The 20309-nt window shown below is 64.4% G+C and carries 19 protein-coding genes; 13 read left to right on the top strand and 6 right to left on the bottom strand.

Annotated elements, in window-relative coordinates; genetic code table 11:
* Positions 1-21: 21 nt before the first annotated feature.
* From C449_RS09920 to C449_RS09910, 3 genes are all read right to left on the bottom strand, one after another.
* Complete coding sequence (locus C449_RS09920) at positions 22-1710, bottom strand: ABC transporter substrate-binding protein (protein WP_006077869.1); 1689 nt, start codon at positions 1708-1710, stop codon at positions 22-24.
* A gap of 143 nt (positions 1711-1853) precedes the next feature.
* Complete coding sequence (locus C449_RS09915; protein ID WP_006077868.1) at positions 1854-3044, bottom strand: amidohydrolase family protein; 1191 nt, start codon at positions 3042-3044, stop codon at positions 1854-1856.
* Between the two features lie 61 nt (positions 3045-3105).
* Positions 3106-3375 (bottom strand): hypothetical protein, encoded by a 270-nt coding sequence (locus C449_RS09910; RefSeq protein WP_006077867.1) that lies wholly within the window; start codon positions 3373-3375, stop codon positions 3106-3108.
* Between the two features lie 126 nt (positions 3376-3501).
* Between C449_RS09910 and C449_RS09905 the strand changes: the two genes are divergently transcribed.
* Both C449_RS09905 and C449_RS09900 read left to right on the top strand, forming a co-directional pair.
* A complete protein-coding gene (locus C449_RS09905) occupies positions 3502-4515 on the top strand; it encodes a DUF1611 domain-containing protein (RefSeq protein WP_006077866.1) in 1014 nt (337 codons plus the stop codon).
* A complete protein-coding gene (locus C449_RS09900) occupies positions 4512-5555 on the top strand; it encodes a dipeptide epimerase (RefSeq protein ID WP_006077865.1) in 1044 nt (347 codons plus the stop codon). Before C449_RS09905 ends, C449_RS09900 begins: the two co-directional genes overlap by 4 nt.
* Positions 5556-5564: 9 nt before the next feature.
* Here the strand turns inward: C449_RS09900 and C449_RS09895 are convergent, their stop codons facing one another.
* The 3 genes from C449_RS09895 to C449_RS09885 form a co-directional block, all read right to left on the bottom strand.
* Positions 5565-6818, bottom strand: coding sequence for a M20 family metallopeptidase (locus tag C449_RS09895; RefSeq protein ID WP_006077864.1), 1254 nt, complete (start codon positions 6816-6818; stop codon positions 5565-5567).
* Positions 6811-8229: an APC family permease gene (locus C449_RS09890; RefSeq protein ID WP_006077863.1), complete on the bottom strand. Its 1419-nt coding sequence runs from the start codon at positions 8227-8229 to the stop codon at positions 6811-6813. Before C449_RS09890 ends, C449_RS09895 begins: the two co-directional genes overlap by 8 nt.
* Positions 8230-8317: 88 nt before the next feature.
* A complete protein-coding gene (locus C449_RS09885; RefSeq protein WP_006077862.1) occupies positions 8318-9016 on the bottom strand; it encodes a helix-turn-helix domain-containing protein in 699 nt (232 codons plus the stop codon).
* Positions 9017-9211: 195 nt separating this feature from the next.
* Here C449_RS09885 and C449_RS09880 point away from each other — a divergent pair, with 195 nt between their 5' ends.
* The 11 genes from C449_RS09880 (at position 9212) to C449_RS09830 (ending at position 20250) form a co-directional block, all read left to right on the top strand.
* A complete protein-coding gene (locus C449_RS09880; RefSeq protein WP_006077861.1) occupies positions 9212-9670 on the top strand; it encodes a universal stress protein in 459 nt (152 codons plus the stop codon).
* 37 nt (positions 9671-9707) lie between these two features.
* Positions 9708-10850 (top strand): TrmB family transcriptional regulator, encoded by a 1143-nt coding sequence (locus tag C449_RS09875; RefSeq protein WP_049914053.1) that lies wholly within the window; start codon positions 9708-9710, stop codon positions 10848-10850.
* A gap of 24 nt (positions 10851-10874) precedes the next feature.
* The gene (locus C449_RS09870; RefSeq protein WP_049914007.1) at positions 10875-12326 is read left to right on the top strand and encodes an extracellular solute-binding protein; all 1452 of its coding nucleotides are present in this window, start codon (positions 10875-10877) and stop codon (positions 12324-12326) included.
* A gap of 3 nt (positions 12327-12329) precedes the next feature.
* The gene (locus C449_RS09865; RefSeq protein ID WP_006077858.1) at positions 12330-13316 is read left to right on the top strand and encodes a carbohydrate ABC transporter permease; all 987 of its coding nucleotides are present in this window, start codon (positions 12330-12332) and stop codon (positions 13314-13316) included.
* 1 nt (position 13317) lies between these two features.
* Complete coding sequence (locus tag C449_RS09860) at positions 13318-14256, top strand: carbohydrate ABC transporter permease (protein ID WP_006077857.1); 939 nt, start codon at positions 13318-13320, stop codon at positions 14254-14256.
* Positions 14257-14262: 6 nt separating this feature from the next.
* On the top strand, positions 14263-15444 hold the full coding sequence (locus tag C449_RS09855; protein ID WP_006077856.1) for an ABC transporter ATP-binding protein: 1182 nt from the start codon (positions 14263-14265) through the stop codon (positions 15442-15444).
* Between the two features lie 2 nt (positions 15445-15446).
* Positions 15447-15650: a hypothetical protein gene (locus C449_RS09850; RefSeq protein WP_006077855.1), complete on the top strand. Its 204-nt coding sequence runs from the start codon at positions 15447-15449 to the stop codon at positions 15648-15650.
* A gap of 63 nt (positions 15651-15713) precedes the next feature.
* Positions 15714-16811 carry a Gfo/Idh/MocA family protein gene (locus C449_RS09845; protein ID WP_006077854.1) on the top strand — a complete coding sequence of 366 codons (1098 nt, stop codon included), beginning with the start codon at positions 15714-15716 and terminating at the stop codon, positions 16809-16811.
* Between the two features lie 78 nt (positions 16812-16889).
* Positions 16890-18005 (top strand): CNNM domain-containing protein, encoded by a 1116-nt coding sequence (locus C449_RS09840; RefSeq protein ID WP_006077853.1) that lies wholly within the window; start codon positions 16890-16892, stop codon positions 18003-18005.
* A 97-nt stretch (positions 18006-18102) separates the two neighbouring features.
* Positions 18103-19197: a CNNM domain-containing protein gene (locus C449_RS09835; protein WP_006077852.1), complete on the top strand. Its 1095-nt coding sequence runs from the start codon at positions 18103-18105 to the stop codon at positions 19195-19197.
* 90 nt (positions 19198-19287) lie between these two features.
* On the top strand, positions 19288-20250 hold the full coding sequence (locus C449_RS09830; protein WP_006077851.1) for a sugar phosphate isomerase/epimerase family protein: 963 nt from the start codon (positions 19288-19290) through the stop codon (positions 20248-20250).
* The last annotated feature ends 59 nt before the right edge of the window (positions 20251-20309 follow it).

Genomic DNA, 20309 nt, shown 5'->3' with positions numbered 1-20309 from the left:
ATCGAAACGCTTCGGTCGGGATTACTTCTCGACCGAGACGTTGTTGTAACTGGTGGCGATGCTGAAGCTGCCGACCGGGTGTGACGTGAAGTCCTCGACGTAGTTCTTCACGCCGAAACTGTTCTTGAGGTTGTACGCCGGCAGGTTCACGCGATCCTCGAGGAGTGTCGTGATGGCCTGCTGGTACAGCTCCTTCCGCTCGTTTCTGTCGGTCGACTCCCGGGCGTCCACGATCGCGGAGTTGACCTCTTCGTTCTGGTAGAAGTGTCCCTGACCGACGCCCGCCTGGGACTGGGCGAACAGGAAGTACATGAACGAGTCGGGGTCGGGCGTGCCCGACCACCCGAGCGTGTACATGTTGTAGTCGTCGGGTTCGCCCGTGACGTATCTCTCGAGGAACGTCCCCCAGTCGAGTCGCTGGACGGTCGCGCCGTAGCCCGCCTCCTTCAGCCCGTTGGCGACGCTGGTGCCGATCTGTTCGCGCTTGTCGTCCGGCGGGACGATGATCTTCGCGTTCCAGTTGTCCGGGACGTTGTCGCTGTCGTCGAGCATCGACTTCGCCTTGTCGACGTCCTTGTCGTGGGGGATCTTCTTCCACTCCTCGATCGGCATGTCCCAGTCGTCGACGAGGACCTTCGGCAGCGGACTGTACTGGCGGAGGCCAGTCGGTTCGACGAAGTTCGAGACGGCCTGATCCATCGAGACGACGTAGTCGATCGCCTCGCGGACCTTCGGGTCCGCGGTCGGTCCCTTCTTACAGTTGAACGCGAGGTAGAAGTAGCCGACGCCCGGAACGGCGTCGATCGACGCGTTGCCCATGTTCTCCACGGTGCTCCACGACTTCGGCGGGATCTCTTCGATGACGTCGTTCTCGCCCGATTTGAGAGTGGTGACCCGGGTGGTCCCCTCCTCGACCGGAACGAACTCGATCCCCGCGAGATTCGGCATGGGGTCGCCCCAGTAGTCGTCCCACCGCTTCACGCGTGCGAAGTCGCCTTCCTGCCACCCCTCGAACGAGAACGGTCCGGCTCCGACCGGGTTTTTGGTGTTGAACGCCTGTTTGTCCTCTTCACGGACCGACTTCGGCACGACGTTGGCCGCGAGGTAGCTGTTGAACGCCCCGAAGGGGTACTTCAGATCGAACTGGACCGTCTTCTCGTCGACGGCCTCGGCGGTGTCGATCATGTTGAAGTTGGCGGCGTTCTCGGTCTCCTCCTCGACCGGGGCGGTGAAGGTGTATGCCACGTCCTCCGCGGTCACCGGGTCACCGTTGTGGAACGTCGCGTTCTCGTTGAGCGGGACGACGTAGCGTTGGCCCCCGTTCTCGACTTCGGGCTGCTTCGCTGCGATCTGTGGAACGATCTCCTTGCCCGCTTCGTTCCATCGGTACAACGGATCGAACACCAGCGAGGCGACCTGATCGGAGGGAACGTCGTTCAGGACGATCGGATCGAACTCGATCGGACTCTTGACCTGGGCGAACGTGAGTTGGCCGCCGCCACCGCCGCCACTACCGCCGCTTTCGTTGGCGCTACCGTTTTCGCCAGCGCTACCGTTCCCACCGCCCCCGCCACTGCCGTTTCCGCTACCGTTTCCACCCTCGGGAGCGGTGGCGCTCTGGCAACCGGCCAACCCGGCGATGCCGATCGCGCCGGTCCCCTGCAAGAGCCGGCGTCTGGTCACGTCGTATGTTGATTTTTCGTCAGTCATGGGTTGGTTTGTTCCTCGGTAACGCGTCCTTCCTCGACCTATTGTAAATATTTTATGGCCAGGATTGGTCGAAACGTGTTACCACGGCGGAGGGTGTGGGGCGATCGGACTGGCGAACGCCGGTGTGGCGTTGGTACGACGACCTACCGCTCCCACTCCTCGCGGAGATCGGTTTTGTCGCGCTCGTGATCGAAGACGTGCTCACCGTCGACGAACACGTGCTGAGCGGTCGAGTCGAACGCATAGAACTCGTCGTCCCACACCGCGAGATCAGCGTCGGTGCCTTCTTCGAGCGTGCCGACGCGATCCTCGATCCCGAGGATTGCGGCCGCGTTCCGAGTCACGGTGTCGAGCGCGGCTTCGGCGGGGAGTCCCTCCCGGACCGCGAGCCCGACACAGACGTCGAGATGTTGCTGGGGGAGGACGGGCGCGTCGGTCTGGATGGCGACCGTCACGCCCGCCTCGTGGAGTAGGCCGGGCGTCTCGAAGGTGATGTTCGAGAGTTCGTACTTGGTCGCGCTCGACGCGCTCGGACCCACGACGGCAGGCACGTCACGTTCGGCGAACTCCTCGGCGATCAGGTGGCCCTCGGTAGCGTGCTCGATCGAGAGGTCCTCGATGTCGAACTCTGCCGCGATCCGGAACACCGTCATGATGTCGTCGGCACGGTGGGCGTGGACTCGGAGTGGGAGTTCGCCGTCGAGCACCCGTGCGAGGTTCTCCATCCCGAGATCGCGCTCGAACGGCTCGCCGCTGTCGCCGGCGTGGTCGCGGCGATCCTTGTAGTCCTCGGCGCGCATGAGGGCCTCCCGGAGGGTAGCCGCGACGCCCGAGCGGGTCGCGGGCTCGCGGTCGTGCTCCTCGCCGTGAACCCGTTTGGGGTTCTCGCCCATCGCCGCCTTCATCCCGTCCTCGCGGAGGAACATCTCGTCGGCGAGATTTCCATGTGTCTTCATCGAGCAGATCACGCCACCGATCACGTTCGCACTCCCCATCCGGGCGCTCACGGTCGTTACGCCACTTCTGACGGCGTGATCGAGCTCCTTGTCGTGGGGATGAAAGCCGTCGAGCGCCGAGACGTGCGGTGTCACCGGATCGGTCAACTCGTTGATGTCGCCGTCCTCGGGTTCACCCCACTCGGCCATCCCGGCGTGGCTGTGGGCGTCGATCAGGCCCGGTGTGATGTGGTTGCCATCACAGTCGAGGACGTCCGCCTCATCGGGGACGTCGATATCGCCCACCGCACGGATCTCGCTTCCCTCGACGAGCACGCCGCCCTCGACCGTCCCGCGTGAACTCGCCGTGTGAACGACTGCATTGGTGAGTGCGTACACGCCGTGGACCAGGCAAGATTCACACTAAAGCGCTCGGATCACCCGCCCGAATCGCCGACGATCAGATCGTGTCGTCGGGATCGTGTTCGTCGGCCATCCGGTGTGCTTCGGCCGCATACCGTTCCTGCACCTCGGTCTCCGTCACCGCTTCGAGGTTGTCCGGTGAGACGTCTTTGCCAGCAGTCACCTCGTCCATATCGATGGCCTGTGCAGCGAGTTCCCGCCGGAAGACGCGGTCGCCCTCGGCCGTCGCGTACTTGAGGACGATGAGGTCGCGGTTGTTGTAGCCGCGCTCGACGAGCCAGACGCGGACGTCGTCTTCTGATGGCATGATCGCACGAACGGGAACCCCGATGTTAGTCGTTCGGTCTCGATTACCCTCGAATAGCGGATTCGCCGAGGCCGACCGCTGGCACCGAACGAGGATTTTAAGCCACCAGTTCGCGTCGCCGTAGCCATGAGCGTCGTTTTACTCGCCCACGAGCAGTTCCCCGACCGAGCGAAGACCGCGGTGAGCATCCTCCGATACGACGATACCGAGATCACCGCCGTCCTCGACCGTGACAACGCCGGCAAGCGCGTCAATGACTTCCTTCCGGACGTTCAGGACGCTCCGATCGTCGCCGGGATGGACGACGTCGGGGCGTGTGACGAACTGATCGTCGGGATCGCACCCATCGGTGGCGGGTTCGAGGATTCGTGGCGGCCCGACGTCCGAGCAGCCCTCGAACGCGGCTGTGACGTCACTTCGGGTCTCCACTACTTCCTCGAAGACGACGAGGAGTTCCGCAGCCTCGCTGACGAACACGACTGTGAGCTCTGGGACGTCCGCAAACCACCCGCCGATCTCACGGTGAGCGACGGAATCGCCGCCGATGTCGACGCCGAGATCGTTCTCACTGTCGGCACCGACTGCTCAGTGGGCAAGATGACCGCGACGCGCGAACTCTACGAAGCCGCACGCGACCGCGGCGTCGACTGTGGGTTCATCCCCACTGGCCAGACAGGGATCATGATCGAGCGATGGGGACTGCCGATCGACCGCGTGATAAGCGACTTCGCCGCTGGCGCGGTCGAGGAGATGATTCTCGACCGAGGCGACGATCACGACTATCTCTTCGTCGAGGGCCAGGGCTCGATCGTCCATCCTGCCTATTCGGGCGTGACGTGTGCCATCCTCCACGGCGCGATGGCCGACGAGCTGGTGCTCTGCCACGAGGCCGGTCGCGAGGCGATTCACGGCTACGAGGACGTGTCGCTCCCGCCGCTTTCGAGCTATCTCGATCTCTACGAGAACCTTGCAGAGCCGGTTCACGAGACGAACGTGGTCGCCGGCGCGCTCAACACCCGCAGTGTCGAGACCGACGACGCAGCCCGCGCCGCGGTCGCCGACTACGCCGACGCGATCGACGCACCCGCGACCGACCCGGTCCGGTTCGACATCGACGATGTGTTGGAGGAAATCCTGTGACGCTCGACACCGAGTTCGAACGGATGGCGCTCGATCTCGACGACCCGTTCACCATCTCGCGTGAGACGCAGACGGTCGCCGAGAACGTCGTGGTGCGTATCACGGACAACGACGGAACGACCGGGGTCGGGGCGGCTGCACCCTCCTCACATTACGGCGAGACCGCGGCCACCGTCGAAGCGGTGCTCCCTGATCTCCTCGCGGTCGTCGAGGACGTCGACGACCCCCACAGTTTAGGTCGGATCGAGCACCGGTTGCGGGAGACGGTTCGAGCGAACCCCGCCGCGCGGTGTGCGGTCTCGATCGCACTCCACGATCTCGTCGGCAAGCGCCTCGATCTCCCGCTCTATCGCTACTGGGGGCTTGACCCCAGTGAAACGGTATCGACGTCGTACACCATCGGGCTCGACGATATCGAACGGATGCGCGAGAAGACCGCGGCGGCGGTCGACGCCGGCCACTCGATCCTGAAGGTCAAACTCGGCACCGAACGTGACCACGAGATCGTCGACACAGTGCGAACCGCGGCCCCCGACGCCCGAATCCGGGTGGATGCGAACGAGGCGTGGACGCCCCACGAGGCCGTTGACATGATCGAGACCCTCGCGGATCTCGGTGTCGAGTTCGTTGAACAGCCCGTTCCGGCCGAAAACTCTGCTGGTCTCGAATACGTCCACGAACGCTCCGTGCTCCCGATCGCGGCCGACGAGTCCTGCGTGACGCTCGCGGACGTTCCCCGGATCGCCGGGCACGCGGACATCGCGAACATCAAGCTCATGAAATGCGGCGGGCTCCGTGAGGTGAAACGGATGATCCACGCCGCCCGCGCGCACGGGCTGGAGGTCATGCTCGGCTGCATGATCGAGTCGAACGCCGCGATCGCGGCCGCCTGTCACCTCACGCCGTTGCTCGATTACGCCGACCTCGATGGCTCCCTGCTGCTCGCCGACGATCCGTACGACGGCGTTCCGATCTCCGATGGCGTGATCGACCTCGCCGGGACGGACCGCCCCGGGACGGGCGCACGAGCGGCAGAATGAACGCGACCGTCAGGCCAGCAGCGCGACGCAGCCGGCGGTGACGATGCGCGCCACGTCGACGACCTCGTCGGTGTAGACGAACTCCCCGGCCCCGTGGATGTTCTCGCCGTCGGGGCCGACAATCACAGTTGGAAGACCGGCCCGATGGCCGAAGTAGTTGAAGTCGCCGACGCTCGAAAAGTACCCGATGGCCGGGTCGTCGCCGGTGACAGCCCCGACGCCGGTCCGCAGCGCATCCACGAGCGGATCGTCGGCATCGGTGACGTACGGGCCGTAGCGAACGTCCGGCGCGGGCGCTTCCCGAAAGTCGATCTCGACGGCGGAATCGAGGCCGAGTTCCGCGACGACGGTTTCGGCGTCGGCCCGAACCACGTCCTCGGTCTCGCCGACGACGACGTGCCGATCGACGAGCAGGCGACAGGCTTCGGGCACCGAGAGGGTCTCGCCGCCGCCCTCGATCTTCAGCGGACAGACCGATCCGTCGCCGAGCAGTTCGTGGGTGCCGACGTCGATCTCGGTGAGCGCAGCGGCGAGGCGACCCGCATCGACCACCGCGTTCGTTCCCTTCTCGGGTTGGGAGCCGTGGGCGGCCTCGCCGGTCACGGTGATGTCGTAGAGAAATCGTCCGCGCGCGCCGAGCAGGAGGGCCGGATTTTCGAGATCCCGCTGGGCGAGGATCGGCCCGGGTTCGGTGACGATGGCGGCGTCGCAGTCGTCGGTGACGGAGTCACGAATGAGCTGGTTCGCGCCCAGCCCGTAGGGACCCTCCTCGTCGACAACGGCGGTAAAGAGGACGTCGCCCGCGAGATCGATGTCGGCCGCGGCGAGGGCCTCGAACGCGACCATGATCCCCGCGAGTCCGCCCTTCATGTCACAGGCACCTTGACCGTAGAGCTTGCCGTCCTCGATGCGTCCCGAGAGCGGATCCTCCTCCCACGCCTCGACGAGTTCGACGGTGTCCATGTGGGCGTTCAACAGCAGCGTCGGGGCGTCGGGGTCCGTGCCTTCGAGTCGCGCGAGGACGTTGTTCCCCTCGAAGCCAGTGATCTCGGGCTCGCTCACCGCGTGATACTCGGGGTCGAGCCCGCGCGCGTCGAGCCAGTCGTAGACGAACTCGGTGATCGCCTCCTCCTCGAAGTACGGACTGCGGATGCGGACGAGCTCCTGGAGGAGTTCGATGGTTTCGTCGTGGTCGATCCGTTCCGCGAGTGCGCCCGGATCGGTCCTCTCGCTGTTGGACGTATCGGCAGAGCCGTCAGTCATCGGTCGACGCCTCCCGGACGTCGGGGTCGTACTCGGCCGAGGGAACTCCCGGCAGGGTGTCGAGGATCGCCTCGACGTCGGTGCCGGACTGACGACCGCGATACCAGTACACGCCGAACACGACGAGGCCGACGACGATCCACGGGACGTACACCGTGAGCGAGCCCTGATAGGCCTGCGTGAGCAACAGGCCGGCTCCGAGCGTGCCGACCACGCCCGAGACGAGAAGTCCGCCGCCGAGATCGAATCCGGCCCGTTCGACCACCTCCGGCCTGGCGTAGCGGGCGTAGAGCAGCGTGACCGAGACGGCGAGATAGGCGATGAGGTAGCTGAACGTGGCGATCTTGATCGCCTGATTGAGCCCCGTAGTGTAGAAAGTCAGCGCCGAGGACACCACGTAGAGCGTGAGCAGCGACCAGTGGGGCGACCCGAACCGATCGCCGACCGCCGAGAACCACTGTGGGAACACCTCGTCCCACGACCACGAGTATGGCATCTTGATCCCCGCCGCCATGACCGCGTTCACGCTGGAAGCGGTCGCGAGCACGCCGCCGATCGCGACGATGGCGGAGGCGTCCGCACCGAGGAACGTCTCGGCGGCGTCCGCGAGCGGGCGGGCCGACTCGGCGAGCACGGTGTAATCCGCCACGACGCCGTAGATGACCGCCGCCGTCCACATGTACAGTACCGTCAGAATCAACGTCCCGCCGACCATCGACAGCGGGAGGTTACGGGAGGGATTCTTCACCTCTGCGCCCATCTGGCCCGCGACCGCGATCCCGATGTACGCATAGAACAGCGGGACGGCGGCGGCGAGGAACCCGTCCGCACCGCCGGTGAAAAAGGGCTGGTAGTTCGCCGTCTCGATGGCGAACGTTCCCGGGAGGATGAGGACGAGGATTGAGAGCACGAGCAGGCCGAAGATGACGTTCTGGACGAGACTGTACCCGCGCGAGCCGACGAGATTCACGAGAAAGAGCACGGTGAGGAGCCCGAACCCGACGAGCGCTACCTCGCTCTGGCCGGCAATGAGGTCGGGAAAGAACACCTGCAAATAACTACCGAACCCGATGGCGAGCACCGCGTCGGCGGCCATGTAGCCGAGCCACTTCGACCACGTGACCAGGAAGCCGGGCAAGCGATTGTTGAACGTCCGCGAGACGTAAGCGTACGAGCCGGCCGCACCCGGAAAGACGGTCGCCATCCACGAGTAGTTGATCGCGATCGCCGTCGCGAGCGCTCCCGCCACCGCCACCACGAGGATGACGCTCGGCCCGGTCGTCGCGCTTGCGGTCCCGAGCGTGACGAACAGTCCGGCCCCGAGCGTGCCGGCGACGACGGTACTCATCGCCCCGAGCGGACCGATGTCGCGATCGAGACTCCGATCGTCTTTCGATGTCGATCGTGCCATGCCATCGCACACAAGAGCGGAGGAATAACACCCCTCCCTCTCATGAACGGCTCGCTCTCTCCATCCCCTTCCCTCTACCGTGGACGGCCTACTCGTGCCCGAGGAGTTTCGCCTCGGCCTTTCGGAGGTGTTCGAGGAGGGTCGCCTTCGAGACGCCGAGCTCGTCGGCCAGCTCGACGGCGTTCACTTCCCGCGGCCACGCGTAGTAGTTCCGTTGCCTCGCGAGCTCGAAGACCTCGCGCTGGCGCTCGGAGAGGTCGTCGGTCGGGAGGACGCCTGGCCCGCCCTGCGCGACCGCGATGTCCTCGACCCGTATCTCGGCGGCTTTCGCCTCGCGAATGGCGTCGAGGCGCTCGCCGAGCGTCTCGCGATCCGTGTCGACGATGACCGTCCAGTACTCTCTCCCACCGTGCATCCGGACCGGCTCGTCGGGGATGAACCCGCGCGAGACGAGCGCGTCGTTGATCGAGTTCTCGATTTCGTAGCGCACGACGAGCGCACGACTCGCGCTCCCGGGGACCGCCGTGTCGGTCGCGTGCGGACGGTCAGTCTCCCAGACCGACTCGGTCAGGGGCGAGGCCCGGATCGTGTCGATCAGCTCTTCGATCGCGGCAGTCGTCTCGCCGTAAACGGTAAACCGACCGGTGGCCGCCCCGTCGATGGTGTAGACGCCGTGGCCGAGCAGTCCCCCGTCACGCTCTTCGGTCACCGACAGCGTCCAGCAGTCGGGATGCCAGATGTCGAGTGTCACCCGCAGGCCCGTCTCGGGCCGTTGCGGCGAATCCATCGCTACCAATAGCATCAATGGGGAGAAAAGCCGTTCGCCGATCCGTGCGTCAAACAGCGTTCATTCGTCACGATTCTCGCACTACAGTTAATATCGTCGAGTCGCGGAAGTTCGCATCTTTGACTGTGGATAGTGGGTGTCGGAACACGGCCGGCCGCCCGTAGTATTATGTAGAGCTATCCGAAAGAGGGTGATATGGCACTCGAAACCGTCGTGCTCGCGGTCGGGCCAGGCGACGCGGATCGCATCGATCGCCTCGCGGAGGAGACCGTCGACATCGCCAGACCATCGGCGGCGACCGTCGTGCTGGGTCACGTCTTCACCGACGACGAGTACGCCGAATCCCTCGACAGACTCGGGTTCGACACCACGACCAGCGAGGTGTCGCCGAACGACGTCGCCGACCGCCACGCTACCATTCGCGAACTCGCCGAGCGGCTCGACGACGCCGGCGTCGACCACGCCGTCGGCGGTGCGGTCGGCGACCACGGCGACAGCATCGTAGGGTTGGCCGAGGAGGCCGACGCGGATCTCGTGATCGTCGGCGGCCGGCAGCGCTCGCCCGCCGGCAAGGCAGTGTTCGGCTCGACAGCCCAGAAAGTGATGCTCTCCGCGCCGTGTCCCGTGACTTTCGTCCGCGCCGATACGAAATGAGCCGGCGGAGCGGATCGGGCCCGTGACGGACGAGGAGATGGACGCCGACGAACTGCGGGCGACGCTTGAAGACGCCGGGCTGTCGCCGTACCAGGCCGAAGCGTACGTGACCGTGCTCGACCTCGGCGCGGCGTCGGCGACCACGGTTGCCGAGGCAAGCGGAGTCCCCGACCCACGGATCTACGATGTGGTCCGGAGTCTGGCCGAGGAGGGATACGTCGAGACCTACGAGCAGGGCTCGCTCCACGTCCGGGCCCACAGTCCGGCTGACGTGCTCTCCGACCTCCGATCGCGCGCGACTCGGCTCGTGGACGCCGCCGACGAGATCGAACGCCGCTGGGAGCGCACCCCGCCGGCGTCGAACGAGGCGAGCATCGTCACCAGGTTCGAGACGGTGCTCGATCGAGCCCGGGGGTTCCTCCGAGAGGCCGAATTCCAGGCCCAACTCTCGCTCTCGCCCGAGCAGTTCGCCGATCTCCGCCCGACGCTCGAAAGGGCCCACGAACGCGGGGTGAACGTCCGGTTGTCGATTCACACCGGCCCCGATGGCGCAGACGACCCGGGCGACCTTCTCGACGCCGAGACGCTCGCAGACGTCTGCACCGAAGCACGCCACCGTCCGCTCCCTGCACCGTTCATCGTGCTCGTCGACCGCACACGGGCCTGCTTCGGCCCCCACACGGCCTCGGTCAACCAGTACGGCGTGCTCGTCGACGACCGAACCCACGCGTACGTCTTTCACTGGTACTTCCTGACCTGTCTCTGGGAGGTCTGGGATCCCATTTACGCCACTCCGACCATCGGTTCGCTGCCGGCCGAGTACGTCGACATCAGGCAGTGTATCAGGGAGATCGAGCCTCTGTTGGCGGAAGGACGACAGATCGTGGCGCGAGTCGAGGGCTACGCCACCGAGACGGGCGATCGCCGCGATCTGATGGGCCAGATCACCGAGGTGTCCTACCCGGGCGATCGAGGAGTGGGAGCGGAGCCGATCCCGCTCGCCGAACTCGCCGGGCAGGCGATGTTCACACTCGAAACGGACGAGCGGACCCACCGGGTCGGTGGCTGGGGCGCGATCCTCGAACCCATCGAAGCGACCCGCGTCACGATCGAATCCGCCGACAACAGACCGATTCACCTTATTTACAACGGGTGTTGTAAGTCCAGTAGTTATAAGTGAGTCTATCCTGTTCGATCAAAGGTGATGAATGGTGGTAACACACGTTCAGGAACATCCGACAGGGGTGTTACCCGGCGCGATTTCGTGAAAGCGGCGGGTGCATCCGGGGCCGCGACGGCGCTTGCCGGTTGTACGGTCGGCGGAAGCGAGGCGGGATCGAACTCCATCAGGTGGATAACCAGCACGGATATGGCCGGCGAGAGCACCGCGATAAAAAAGGCACTCCGCAACGCGGGGATGTCAAATGACGTCAACCTGCAGATGGTCGCCGGTCCCGCCAGTACTGACCAGCGCCAATCGCAGTACACGCGGTGGCTTTCGGCCGATCTCGAGGAACCAGCCCTCCTCGACATGGACAGCGGATGGACGCTGAACTACATTAACCGCGGCCAACTGCTCAACCTCAGCAACGAACTGCCCGAAGAGTTGCTCAACCGGATCAACAACAAGTACTTCCAGGCCAGCGTCAACACAGCGAAGAGCCCGAACGGGAACCTGTATGCGGTCCCGATGTACGTGGATTTCGGGAGTATGCTCTATCGCAAGGATCTGGTGAAAAACGCCGGCTACAGCCCCGAAAAAGAGAACTGGGCGACCGAGTCGATGCGCTGGAAGCGGTTCTCGAAAATCGTCGCCGACACGAAGGAGAAGTCGGGCGTCAACTACGGCTTTGGCTGGCAGGGAAACATCTACGAGGGGCTTTCCTGTTGTAACTTCAATGAGTTCATGAGCAGCTGGGGTGGCGCGTACTTCGGTGGCCGCGACACCCTGCTCGGCCCCGTCGGCAATCGGCCCGTGACGGTCAATGAACAGCCCGTCATTAACGCGGTCAAAATGCTCAAGACGTTCATCTTCGGGTCGAACGCTCCAAACACGCTCGATGGTTACGAGCAGATCTCCCCGAACGCGGTGCTCAGTTGGATCGAGGACTCCTCGCTGAGTCCGTTCACCGCCGGCAACATGGTCGCGTTGCGTCAATGGCCGTACGCGATCGCCGCCGCCGGCGCAGAGGACGCGCTCGGGGACAAACTCGGCGTCATGCCGATGCCCTACGCCACCACGGAGCAGAACTCCAAGTACAAGAACATCGGCGGCCCGATGGCGGCACTCGGTGGATGGCACATCGGCGTAAACCCGAACACCTCTAAAAAAGAACAGGCCATGGAGGTAGTCGGGGCACTAACACAGCCGTCCTTCCAGATCAAGCTGTTCGAGATACTCGGTCTTCTACCACCGAACCAACAGCTCCTCGCCACACGAGAGGCGAAGCAAATCCCTACCGTCGGCAAGTACATCGATACGCTCCAGGTTGCCGGGAAGAACTCGATTCCCCGTCCTGCCAGCGTGGTCTGGCCGCAGGAATCGGGCAAAATCGCCCAGCAGGTCCACGCCGGCATGGACGGGTCCGCGCCACCGAAGCAGGCGATGAGCACGCTGCAGAGTCAACTCGAACAGATCGAGGACTACAACAACTGAACCATGGCAACGGAACAACCCACCGAACGCGGAGCACAGAGACGCTCGGGAGTATACGCGAGCGCGGTGCGCTGGCTGGAGAACCTGAGCGAGGCGGCGTTCGCCTACTTACTGCTCACCCCGGCGTTCCTGTTACTCGCGGTGATCGCGATCTGGCCGCTCGTGAGCACCTTCGAGATGTCGCTGCACGCTGACAGCATCCGTGGCGCGGACCAACTCGGGGAGTTCGTCGGCTTCGAAAACTACGTGAACCTGCTGACCGGGCAACTCGATACCGTGGCGCTGCCACAGCCGTTCTTCGACCCGTCAGCGCCGTTCCAGAGCGCGCTGGTCGTCACGTTCATCTTCACCATCGTCAGCGTGCTCTTCGAGACGCTGATCGGATTCGGGCAGGCGCTCGTGCTCGACCAGGACTTCCGGGGTCGGCGCTGGGTCCGCGTGGCCATCATCATCCCGTGGGCGGTGCCCATCGTCATCCAGGGGATGATCTTCTTCCTGCTCTTTCAGCCCGGTATCGGTTTCGGCGTCGACGTCGTCCAGGCACTCGGCATGTCGGGAACGCCGCTGGTCAACAGCGCCGAGGCGCTTCCCATCATCATTCTCGCTGACGTCTGGAAGACAACAGCATTCATGGCGCTGTTGATTCTCGCCGGGCTCCAGAGCGTCGACAGGAGCCTCTACGACGTGGCGAAGGTTTCGGGCGCGACAAAGTGGCAGCAGTTCAAGATGATAACCTTCCCGCTGATACTGCCCACCGTTCTGGTTGCCATGCTCTTCCGGACGATTGCGGCGATGCGGGTTTACGGGTTGATCGAGACGACCTCAAGCTGTACGACGGTGCCGTCGCTGTCGTGTCTGGTCGTTACGACGTTCAGCACCCGTCGGTACGGCACGGCCTCGGCGGTGGCGTTCGTGACGGCGGCGATCATCGGCATCGTGGTCTCGGTGTACATCGTCAGATACTGGCGCGGCTCACAGGGGAGTGTCTGAGATGGCGGGCGCACAAGCCAGCGAACAGCAGTCCAGCGAGGACGAAGGCGGTCCGTTCACCCGCTGGGTGCAGAGTTCGATATCCAACCCCGAACGAACCTACCGGGCGATGTTCTACATCGTGACGATTTTCTTCCTCATCACGACGCTGTTCCCCTTCTACTGGCTGTTGGTGCTCGCGCTCACGCCCGAGGCCGCCATCGTCGACATGGGATTGCTCCCGAAGGGATTCAATCCCGGCGCATTCGTCGAAATTTTCGAGCGCCTGCCGTTCCATGTCTACCTCTTCAACAGCTTCGTGCTCGCGGTGGCGACGACGATCATCGTCCTCGTGTTGGCAAGTCTCGCGGGCTACGTCTTCGGACGACTCGATTTCCCAGGCCGAGGTGTGTTGATGATCCTCGTGCTCGCCATCTCGTATTTCCCACCGGCGGCGTTTCTCCTGCCGCTGTTTCGGTTGTTCACCGGGAACATCGAGATACTCGGCGTGAGCAGTCCGATGTTGTTCAACACGCCGGGAGCGATGATACTGCCGTTCAGCGCGCTGTTCATGCCGCTGTCGATATTCATCCTCACCACGTTCTACGGGCAGATTCCGGACGGACTGGAGGACGCCGCCCGGGTCGAGGGCACCACCAGGCTCGGGGCGCTCTTTCGGGTCATCATCCCGTTGTCGGCACCCGGCGTGGCGACCGCGGGCGTACTCACCTTCATCAACGTGTACAACGAGTTCTTCTTTTCCTTCCTGATGACGGACGGACAGGCGAAGAACTGGGCCCCCATCGTGTGGGGGATTCTGGGGTATCAGACCCAGTACACCGCTTCGTACAACCTGATGGCGGCCGCGAGCATCGTCGGCGTGTTGCCGGTCGCGATCCTCGTGGTCATCGCCCAAGAACGCATCGTCAGCGGCCTCACCAGCGGCGCACTCAAGGAGTGATACATCATGGCAAAAGTCACACTCGAAAACGTCTCGAAACGCTACGACGACGTCGTCGCGGTCGACGACATGAACCTCGAAATCCCGGACGGCGAGTTCGTCACGCTGGTCGGCCCGTCGGGCTGTGGGAAGTCGACGACGATGGAGACCGTCGCCGGGCTGACCACGCCCACCGAGGGAACCATCCACATCGGGGATCGGGAGGTGACGAATCTCCCGCCGAAGGATCGCGGGGTCGCGATGGTGTTCCAGAACATCGCACTGTTTCCCCACATGGACGTCTACGACAACATCTCCTTCGGGCTCCGGCTCCGGGACTTCGATCAGGAGGAGACCGACCGTCGGGTCGACAACGCGGCCGAGACCGTCCAGATGGGCGGGATGCTCGATCGGATGCCGAGCGAGATGAGTGGGGGACAGCGCCAGCGCGTCGCGATCGCGCGGGCGCTGGTGCGCGAACCCGACGTGTTCCTGATGGACGAGCCGCTCGCGAACCTCGATGCGAAGCTCCGAGTCCACATGCGGACCGAACTCCAGCGCATCCACCGCGAACTCGGGACCACGGTGATCTACGTCACCCACGACCAGGCGGAGGCGATGACGATGTCCGATCGGATCGCGGTGATCGACGGCGGGAAGCTCCAGCAGATCGCCCCGCCGCTGACCTGCTACAACGAGCCGGAGAACCTGTTCGTCGCGGGGTTCATCGGCTCGCCGAGCATGAACTTCGTCGAAGGAACGGTCGGCGCGAACGGCTTCGAGTCCGAACACATCGACGTGGAGTTCGATCCCGGCACGATCGGCGTCGCCGAGGGCGATGCGGTTACGCTCGGGGTCCGACCCGAGGACGTCTATCCCACAGACACCGCGGGATCGGTGTCGAACCCGACCGCGGAGATCGAGACCACGACCGACGTCCTCGAACCGATGGGCGACGAGATCTTCGTCTACCTCCTGCTTGCCGAGGACGCCGAAACCGACCTCGAAGACCCCGAGTCAAGCGATCAGCTCCTGATGAGCGTCGATCCCGCCTCGGACATCGATGAGGATCAGACGATGCGGGTACTGCTCGACCGTGAGAAGATCCACCTCTTCGAGACGGAATCGGGCAAGGCGATCGCGCATGGCCTCGTTCAGCCGACTCGCGCCGAGGGCGCGACCGGGACGGAAGCGGAGGGCGACGACTGACCATGGTTACGGAGTTCGGTCTGTTCTACGTCGGTGGGATGTCGTTGCTGTTCGTCTTCTGGGCGTACGGGCTCGTCTCGTTCGTCCTCGATGTCAAGAACAAGCTCATTCCCCTCGTCCGCCAGTACCGCCGCGGGCGACGACGCCAGAAGGAAGAGGCAGAACGCGAGGCCGAGCGCGAGGAGCGCGAGCGCCAACTGTATTGAAATCTGATTCGAACCGACCACAGAACGGTATTCTTACAACCCGGGACACCCTAGACGGCGTTCGTGTCCTCTTCTTCCCCTCCAAAAGTCGGGATCGTCGGCCTCGGGAACATCGGCCGATTCCACGCCGACCGGCTAGTCGATCACGGGGTCGATCTCGTCGGTGGCGTCGACGTCGACCCCGACGTTCGCGCACGCTTTGCGGACGCGTATGCGACCACCACCTACGAGACGGCAGACGAACTGTTCGCGGTCGCCGATGCAGTAATCATCGCGACGCCGAATCGCTTTCACGAGGAGTACGCCGTCGGTGCGCTCGAGCACGACGTCGACGTTCTCCTCGAAAAACCGCTCGCACACTCGATCGAGAGCGCCGAAGGGATCGCCGCCGCCGCCGCCGAAAGCGATGGGTTCGTCATGACGGGGTTCAAGAATCGCTTCACCAACCCGGTCGAGGTGCTGAAACGCTTCCAGGAGCAGGGGCGGTTCGGCACCACGCGCCACGTCGAGGCGAACTATATCCGGCGGCGGGGGATTCCAGGCCGTGGGTCATGGTTTACGAGTCGTGCCACCTCCGGCGGTGGATCGCTGATCGACATCGGGGTTCACGCGATCGATCTCTCGCTGTTCTTCCTCGATTTCCCCGAGGTCGTCGAGGTGTCGGCGACCACGCGATCGGCCTTCGGCACACGCGAGGACTACGCCTACATCGATATGTGGGGCGAGGATCTCGGGCCGGACGGGTTCGACGTCGACGACTCGGTGAGCGCGTTCATCCGGTGTGCGGACGGCTCGACGGTGAGCCTCGAAGCGGCGTGGGCGACCAATCGCCCCACCAATCAGGAGTTCCTCGTGCGTGGCACCGACGCGGGAGCGTGTTTCGACCAGAACGAAGATAGCCTGAGACTCTACGAGAGCAGCAAGGAGGGGGCCGACCACCTCGCCGATACTGATATCACGACCCGCTCGAACGACGCCATGATGGCCGAACAGCGCGCGTTCCTCGATGCGATCGAGCGCGGCGAGCCGCCCGAACGCAACACGATCGAGCAAGGGATCACCGTCCAGCGCGTGATCGACGCGATCTACCGTTCCTCCGAGGCCGGCCGCGCGATCCGACTCGACGACGCGAGCCAGGAAGCCCCCGTCGAACTCGACTGAATCGACTGCTCCGGTCGCAGGTCGCCGGGAAGACCCAGCCTTTTTGCTCCACCGACGACATACCGAAAGCAGTAGCCAATGCAACTGCTCGAAATCGTCGGTAGACTCATCGCAGGGGCCGCACTCATCCTCGCGAACGGGTTCTTCGTCGCGATCGAGTTCGCGCTGACCCGTGCCCGGCAGTACCCCGAATCCGAGTTCGTGGAGCCGGGCAACACCGGGCTCGAACGTGCGTGGGCGATGACCGAGGAGCTCGAGATCTACCTCACGGGGTGTCAGGTCGGCATCACCGCCGCCAGCGTCTCGCTGGGTATCGTGGCCGAACCGGCGCTCGCGGCGATCTTCGAGCCGCTGTTCGGCGGGACGGTTCTCGGGTCGATCGGCGCGGGCGTGCTCTTGGCGTTCCTCATCGTGAGCCTGGTACACAAGGTCTACGGCGAACAGACGCCGACGTATCTGGGTGTCGAGCGGTCGCGACAGGTCTGCCGCTACGGCGCGACCCCGCTGTACTGGTTCACACGCGCCATCCGACCGATCCTCGATCTCGGGGACAGAGTGGCGAAATGGACCCTCAGGCTGTTCGGCGTGGAGATGACCGGCGCGTGGCTCGAATCCGAAGTCGACGTGATCGAGGGCCGTGCGGACCTCCATCGACGGCTGGGATCGGTGCTCGCTGAGGGCGACCTCCCCGAGGAGCGCCACGAGGAGGTGATGAACGCGCTGGCCGTCGGTGAGATGACCGTTCAGAACATCATGGTGCCGCGTGAGGAGATCGCCGCGCTCTCGACCGAGAACTCGCCCGCCGAGAACCTCGCGGTCGTCGAGGACAATCCTCATCTTCGATTCCCGTTGTTCGGCGATGACGACGGTGACCTCCGGGGAATCGTCTACCTCGCGGAACTCACGAACCGGATCGAGGCGTTCCGGGACGGCGAAGTCGGCATCGAGGAGATCGCCGCGTCGCCGATGACGCTGCCGGCCGACGAGGAGGTCAGCGACGCGATCGACCGGTTCCAGGCGGAAAATCAGGAACTCGCGCTCGTGACCGAGGACGGCGAGATCGTCGGCCTGCTCACCGCGACCGACGCCTTCGAGGAGGTCATGGGCGAGCTCGAAGACCCCATCGACGTCTACGAGCGAGCCCAGCGTCGGGAGGAGTCTGGGCGTCTCGACTCACAAGGTGATCTGGCATGATCGATCGGTTCCGGTCCGCTGATGGGAGAACCGTCCGGACGACGCCAGCGGACATCCCACACGAGGGGTCGACCCGATCGCCCCCGGAGGTGGCCCGATGAACACTCCCGAGATCGTCGTGCGGCTCATCGTGGGTGTCGCCCTGATCCTCGCGAACGGGTTCTTCGTCGCGATCGAGTTCGCGCTGACGCGTGCCCAGCAGTACACCAGAGACGAGTTCATGGAGCCGGGACTGGAACGTGCGTGGGAGATGACGGAGGACTTGGAGATATACCTGACTAGCTGCCAGGTCGGGATCACCTCTTCGAGCATCGCGGTCGGTATCGTGGCCGAGCCCGCGATCGCAGCCATCTTCGAGCCGCTGTTCGGCGGGACGGTTCTCGCGTCGGTCGGTGCGGGGGCGATTCTCGCCTTCCTCATCATCAACCTGTTGCATCTCACCCACGGCGAGCAGACTCCCACCTATCTCGGCGTCGAGCGCTCGAAACAGGTCTGTCGGTACGGTGCGACGCCGCTGTACTGGTTTACGCGGATCTCCTGGCCAATCATCCACTTTGGAGATGGGGCGGCGAAGTGGACCCTCGGGCTGTTCGGCGTAGAGATGACGGGTGCGTGGCTCGAATCCGGGGCCGAGGACATCGAGAGCCGTGCGGACCTCCACAAACGCTTCAAGTCGGTGCTCGACGAGAGCGACATCTCCGGAGAGCGACGGGAAGAAGTGGTGAACGCGCTGGTCGCCGGCGATGTACCGATCCGCAACGTCATGGTGCCACGCGAGGAGATCGCCGCACTCTCGACCGAGAACACCGTCGCGGAGAACCTCGAAATCATGGAAGAGCACTCCCGCTCCCGGTATCCGTTGCTCGGGAACGACTTCGACGAGTTCCAGGGGATCGTCTACCTGACGGCGATCACGAGCCGGTACGACGACCTCACGAACGGCGAGATCGGCATCGAGGAGCTCGCCACGCCGCCGATGACGCTGCCGGCAGACGAGGAGGTCAGCGACGCGGTCGACCGGTTCCAAACCGAGCGCCAGGAGCTCGCACTCGTGGAGGACGACGGCGAGATCGTCGGCCTCCTCACCGCGACCGACGCCTTCGAGGAAGTCATGGGCGAGCTCGAAGACCCTCTCGACGAGGAAGCACAACGCGAACGTCGGCACGGACGAGGATCGCCGACCGGAGACTAACCGGAGACCGAGCCAGGATCGTCGGGGACGAACGCGGGCGTCGCCGCCTCGACCTGAACTTTTATTCGTTCACCCGTAGCAACCGTTCACATGGACATCGGCGTACTTACCGTGCCGTTCGGCGACCAGCCGCTCGACGAGACCTGCGAGTACCTCGCTGGCCTCGGGGTCGACACGGTCGAACTCGGCTGTGGCGGGAGTCCCGGCAACGACCACCTCGCGCGCGAGGAGTATCTCGACGACGAGGACGCCCAGGCCGACCTCCACGATCTGCTCGACGAGCACGACCTCCGAATTTCGGCGCTCGCGACCCACAACAACCCGATCCATCCCGACGACGATCAGGCCGAGACGGCGGACGAGGAACTTCGGGAGGCGATCGAACTGGCGGCTCAGCTCGGCGTGGATACCGTCACCACGTTCTCGGGACTGCCCGGCGGCGGCCCGAACGACGAGGTGCCGAACTGGATCACCGCGCCGTGGCCCACCGAGCACAAGGAGGCTCACGACTACCAGTGGGGGGTCGCCGAGGAGTACTGGACCGACCTCGCCGACTTCGCCGACGACCACGGCGTGAACGTCGGGATCGAGATGCACCCCAACATGTTGGTGTACGAGCCGACAGGAATGGAGCGGCTGCGCGAAGCCACCAACGACCGGATCGGCGCGAACTTCGATCCCTCGCATCTCTACTGGCAGGGAATCGACGTTCCTGCGGCGATCCGGTACCTCGGCGACGCGATCCACCACGCCCACGCGAAGGACACCGGTCTCTACGAGTCGAATGCGCGGGTCAAGGGTCACCTCGACACGACGCCGTACACCGAGGAGGAAGACCGCTCGTGGCTCTTCCGAACCGTCGGCTACGGTCACGGCGAATCCCACTGGAAAGAGGTCGTCTCCACCCTGCGGATGGTGGGCTACGACGGCGCGCTCTCGATCGAACACGAGGACTCGCTCACGAGTTCGCGCGAGGGGCTGGAGAAGGCGGTCGACGTGCTCGACAGGGCGGTGTTCGAGACGACGCCTGGCGACGCCTACTGGGCGGAGTAGTCGAACCCGACGCGATTCCGACGCGGAGCCCTCGGCCACACCCGCTCCAACCCGGAGAA

It is taken from the genome of Halococcus saccharolyticus DSM 5350 (assembly GCF_000336915.1).
In the GTDB taxonomy this organism is placed as follows: Archaea; Halobacteriota; Halobacteria; order Halobacteriales; family Halococcaceae; genus Halococcus; species Halococcus saccharolyticus.
The sequence above is the reverse complement of the archived record's forward strand: the minus strand, read 5'-3'. Positions and strand labels throughout refer to the sequence as shown.

Coding starts and splice junctions, on each gene's coding strand:
- C449_RS09865 (WP_006077858.1), top strand. CDS start 12,330: ATGGCAACGGAACAACCCACCGAACGCGGAGCACAGAGACGCTCGGGA.
- C449_RS09880 (WP_006077861.1), top strand. CDS start 9,212: ATGGCACTCGAAACCGTCGTGCTCGCGGTCGGGCCAGGCGACGCGGAT.
- C449_RS09830 (WP_006077851.1), top strand. CDS start 19,288: ATGGACATCGGCGTACTTACCGTGCCGTTCGGCGACCAGCCGCTCGAC.
- C449_RS09860 (WP_006077857.1), top strand. CDS start 13,318: ATGGCGGGCGCACAAGCCAGCGAACAGCAGTCCAGCGAGGACGAAGGC.
- C449_RS09855 (WP_006077856.1), top strand. CDS start 14,263: ATGGCAAAAGTCACACTCGAAAACGTCTCGAAACGCTACGACGACGTC.
- C449_RS09885 (WP_006077862.1), bottom strand. CDS start 9,016: ATGGATTCGCCGCAACGGCCCGAGACGGGCCTGCGGGTGACACTCGAC.
- C449_RS09920 (WP_006077869.1), bottom strand. CDS start 1,710: ATGACTGACGAAAAATCAACATACGACGTGACCAGACGCCGGCTCTTG.
- C449_RS09875 (WP_049914053.1), top strand. CDS start 9,708: ATGGACGCCGACGAACTGCGGGCGACGCTTGAAGACGCCGGGCTGTCG.
- C449_RS09905 (WP_006077866.1), top strand. CDS start 3,502: ATGAGCGTCGTTTTACTCGCCCACGAGCAGTTCCCCGACCGAGCGAAG.
- C449_RS09835 (WP_006077852.1), top strand. CDS start 18,103: ATGAACACTCCCGAGATCGTCGTGCGGCTCATCGTGGGTGTCGCCCTG.
- C449_RS09870 (WP_049914007.1), top strand. CDS start 10,875: ATGAATGGTGGTAACACACGTTCAGGAACATCCGACAGGGGTGTTACC.
- C449_RS09890 (WP_006077863.1), bottom strand. CDS start 8,229: ATGGCACGATCGACATCGAAAGACGATCGGAGTCTCGATCGCGACATC.
- C449_RS09910 (WP_006077867.1), bottom strand. CDS start 3,375: ATGCCATCAGAAGACGACGTCCGCGTCTGGCTCGTCGAGCGCGGCTAC.
- C449_RS09840 (WP_006077853.1), top strand. CDS start 16,890: ATGCAACTGCTCGAAATCGTCGGTAGACTCATCGCAGGGGCCGCACTC.
- C449_RS09850 (WP_006077855.1), top strand. CDS start 15,447: ATGGTTACGGAGTTCGGTCTGTTCTACGTCGGTGGGATGTCGTTGCTG.
- C449_RS09895 (WP_006077864.1), bottom strand. CDS start 6,818: ATGACTGACGGCTCTGCCGATACGTCCAACAGCGAGAGGACCGATCCG.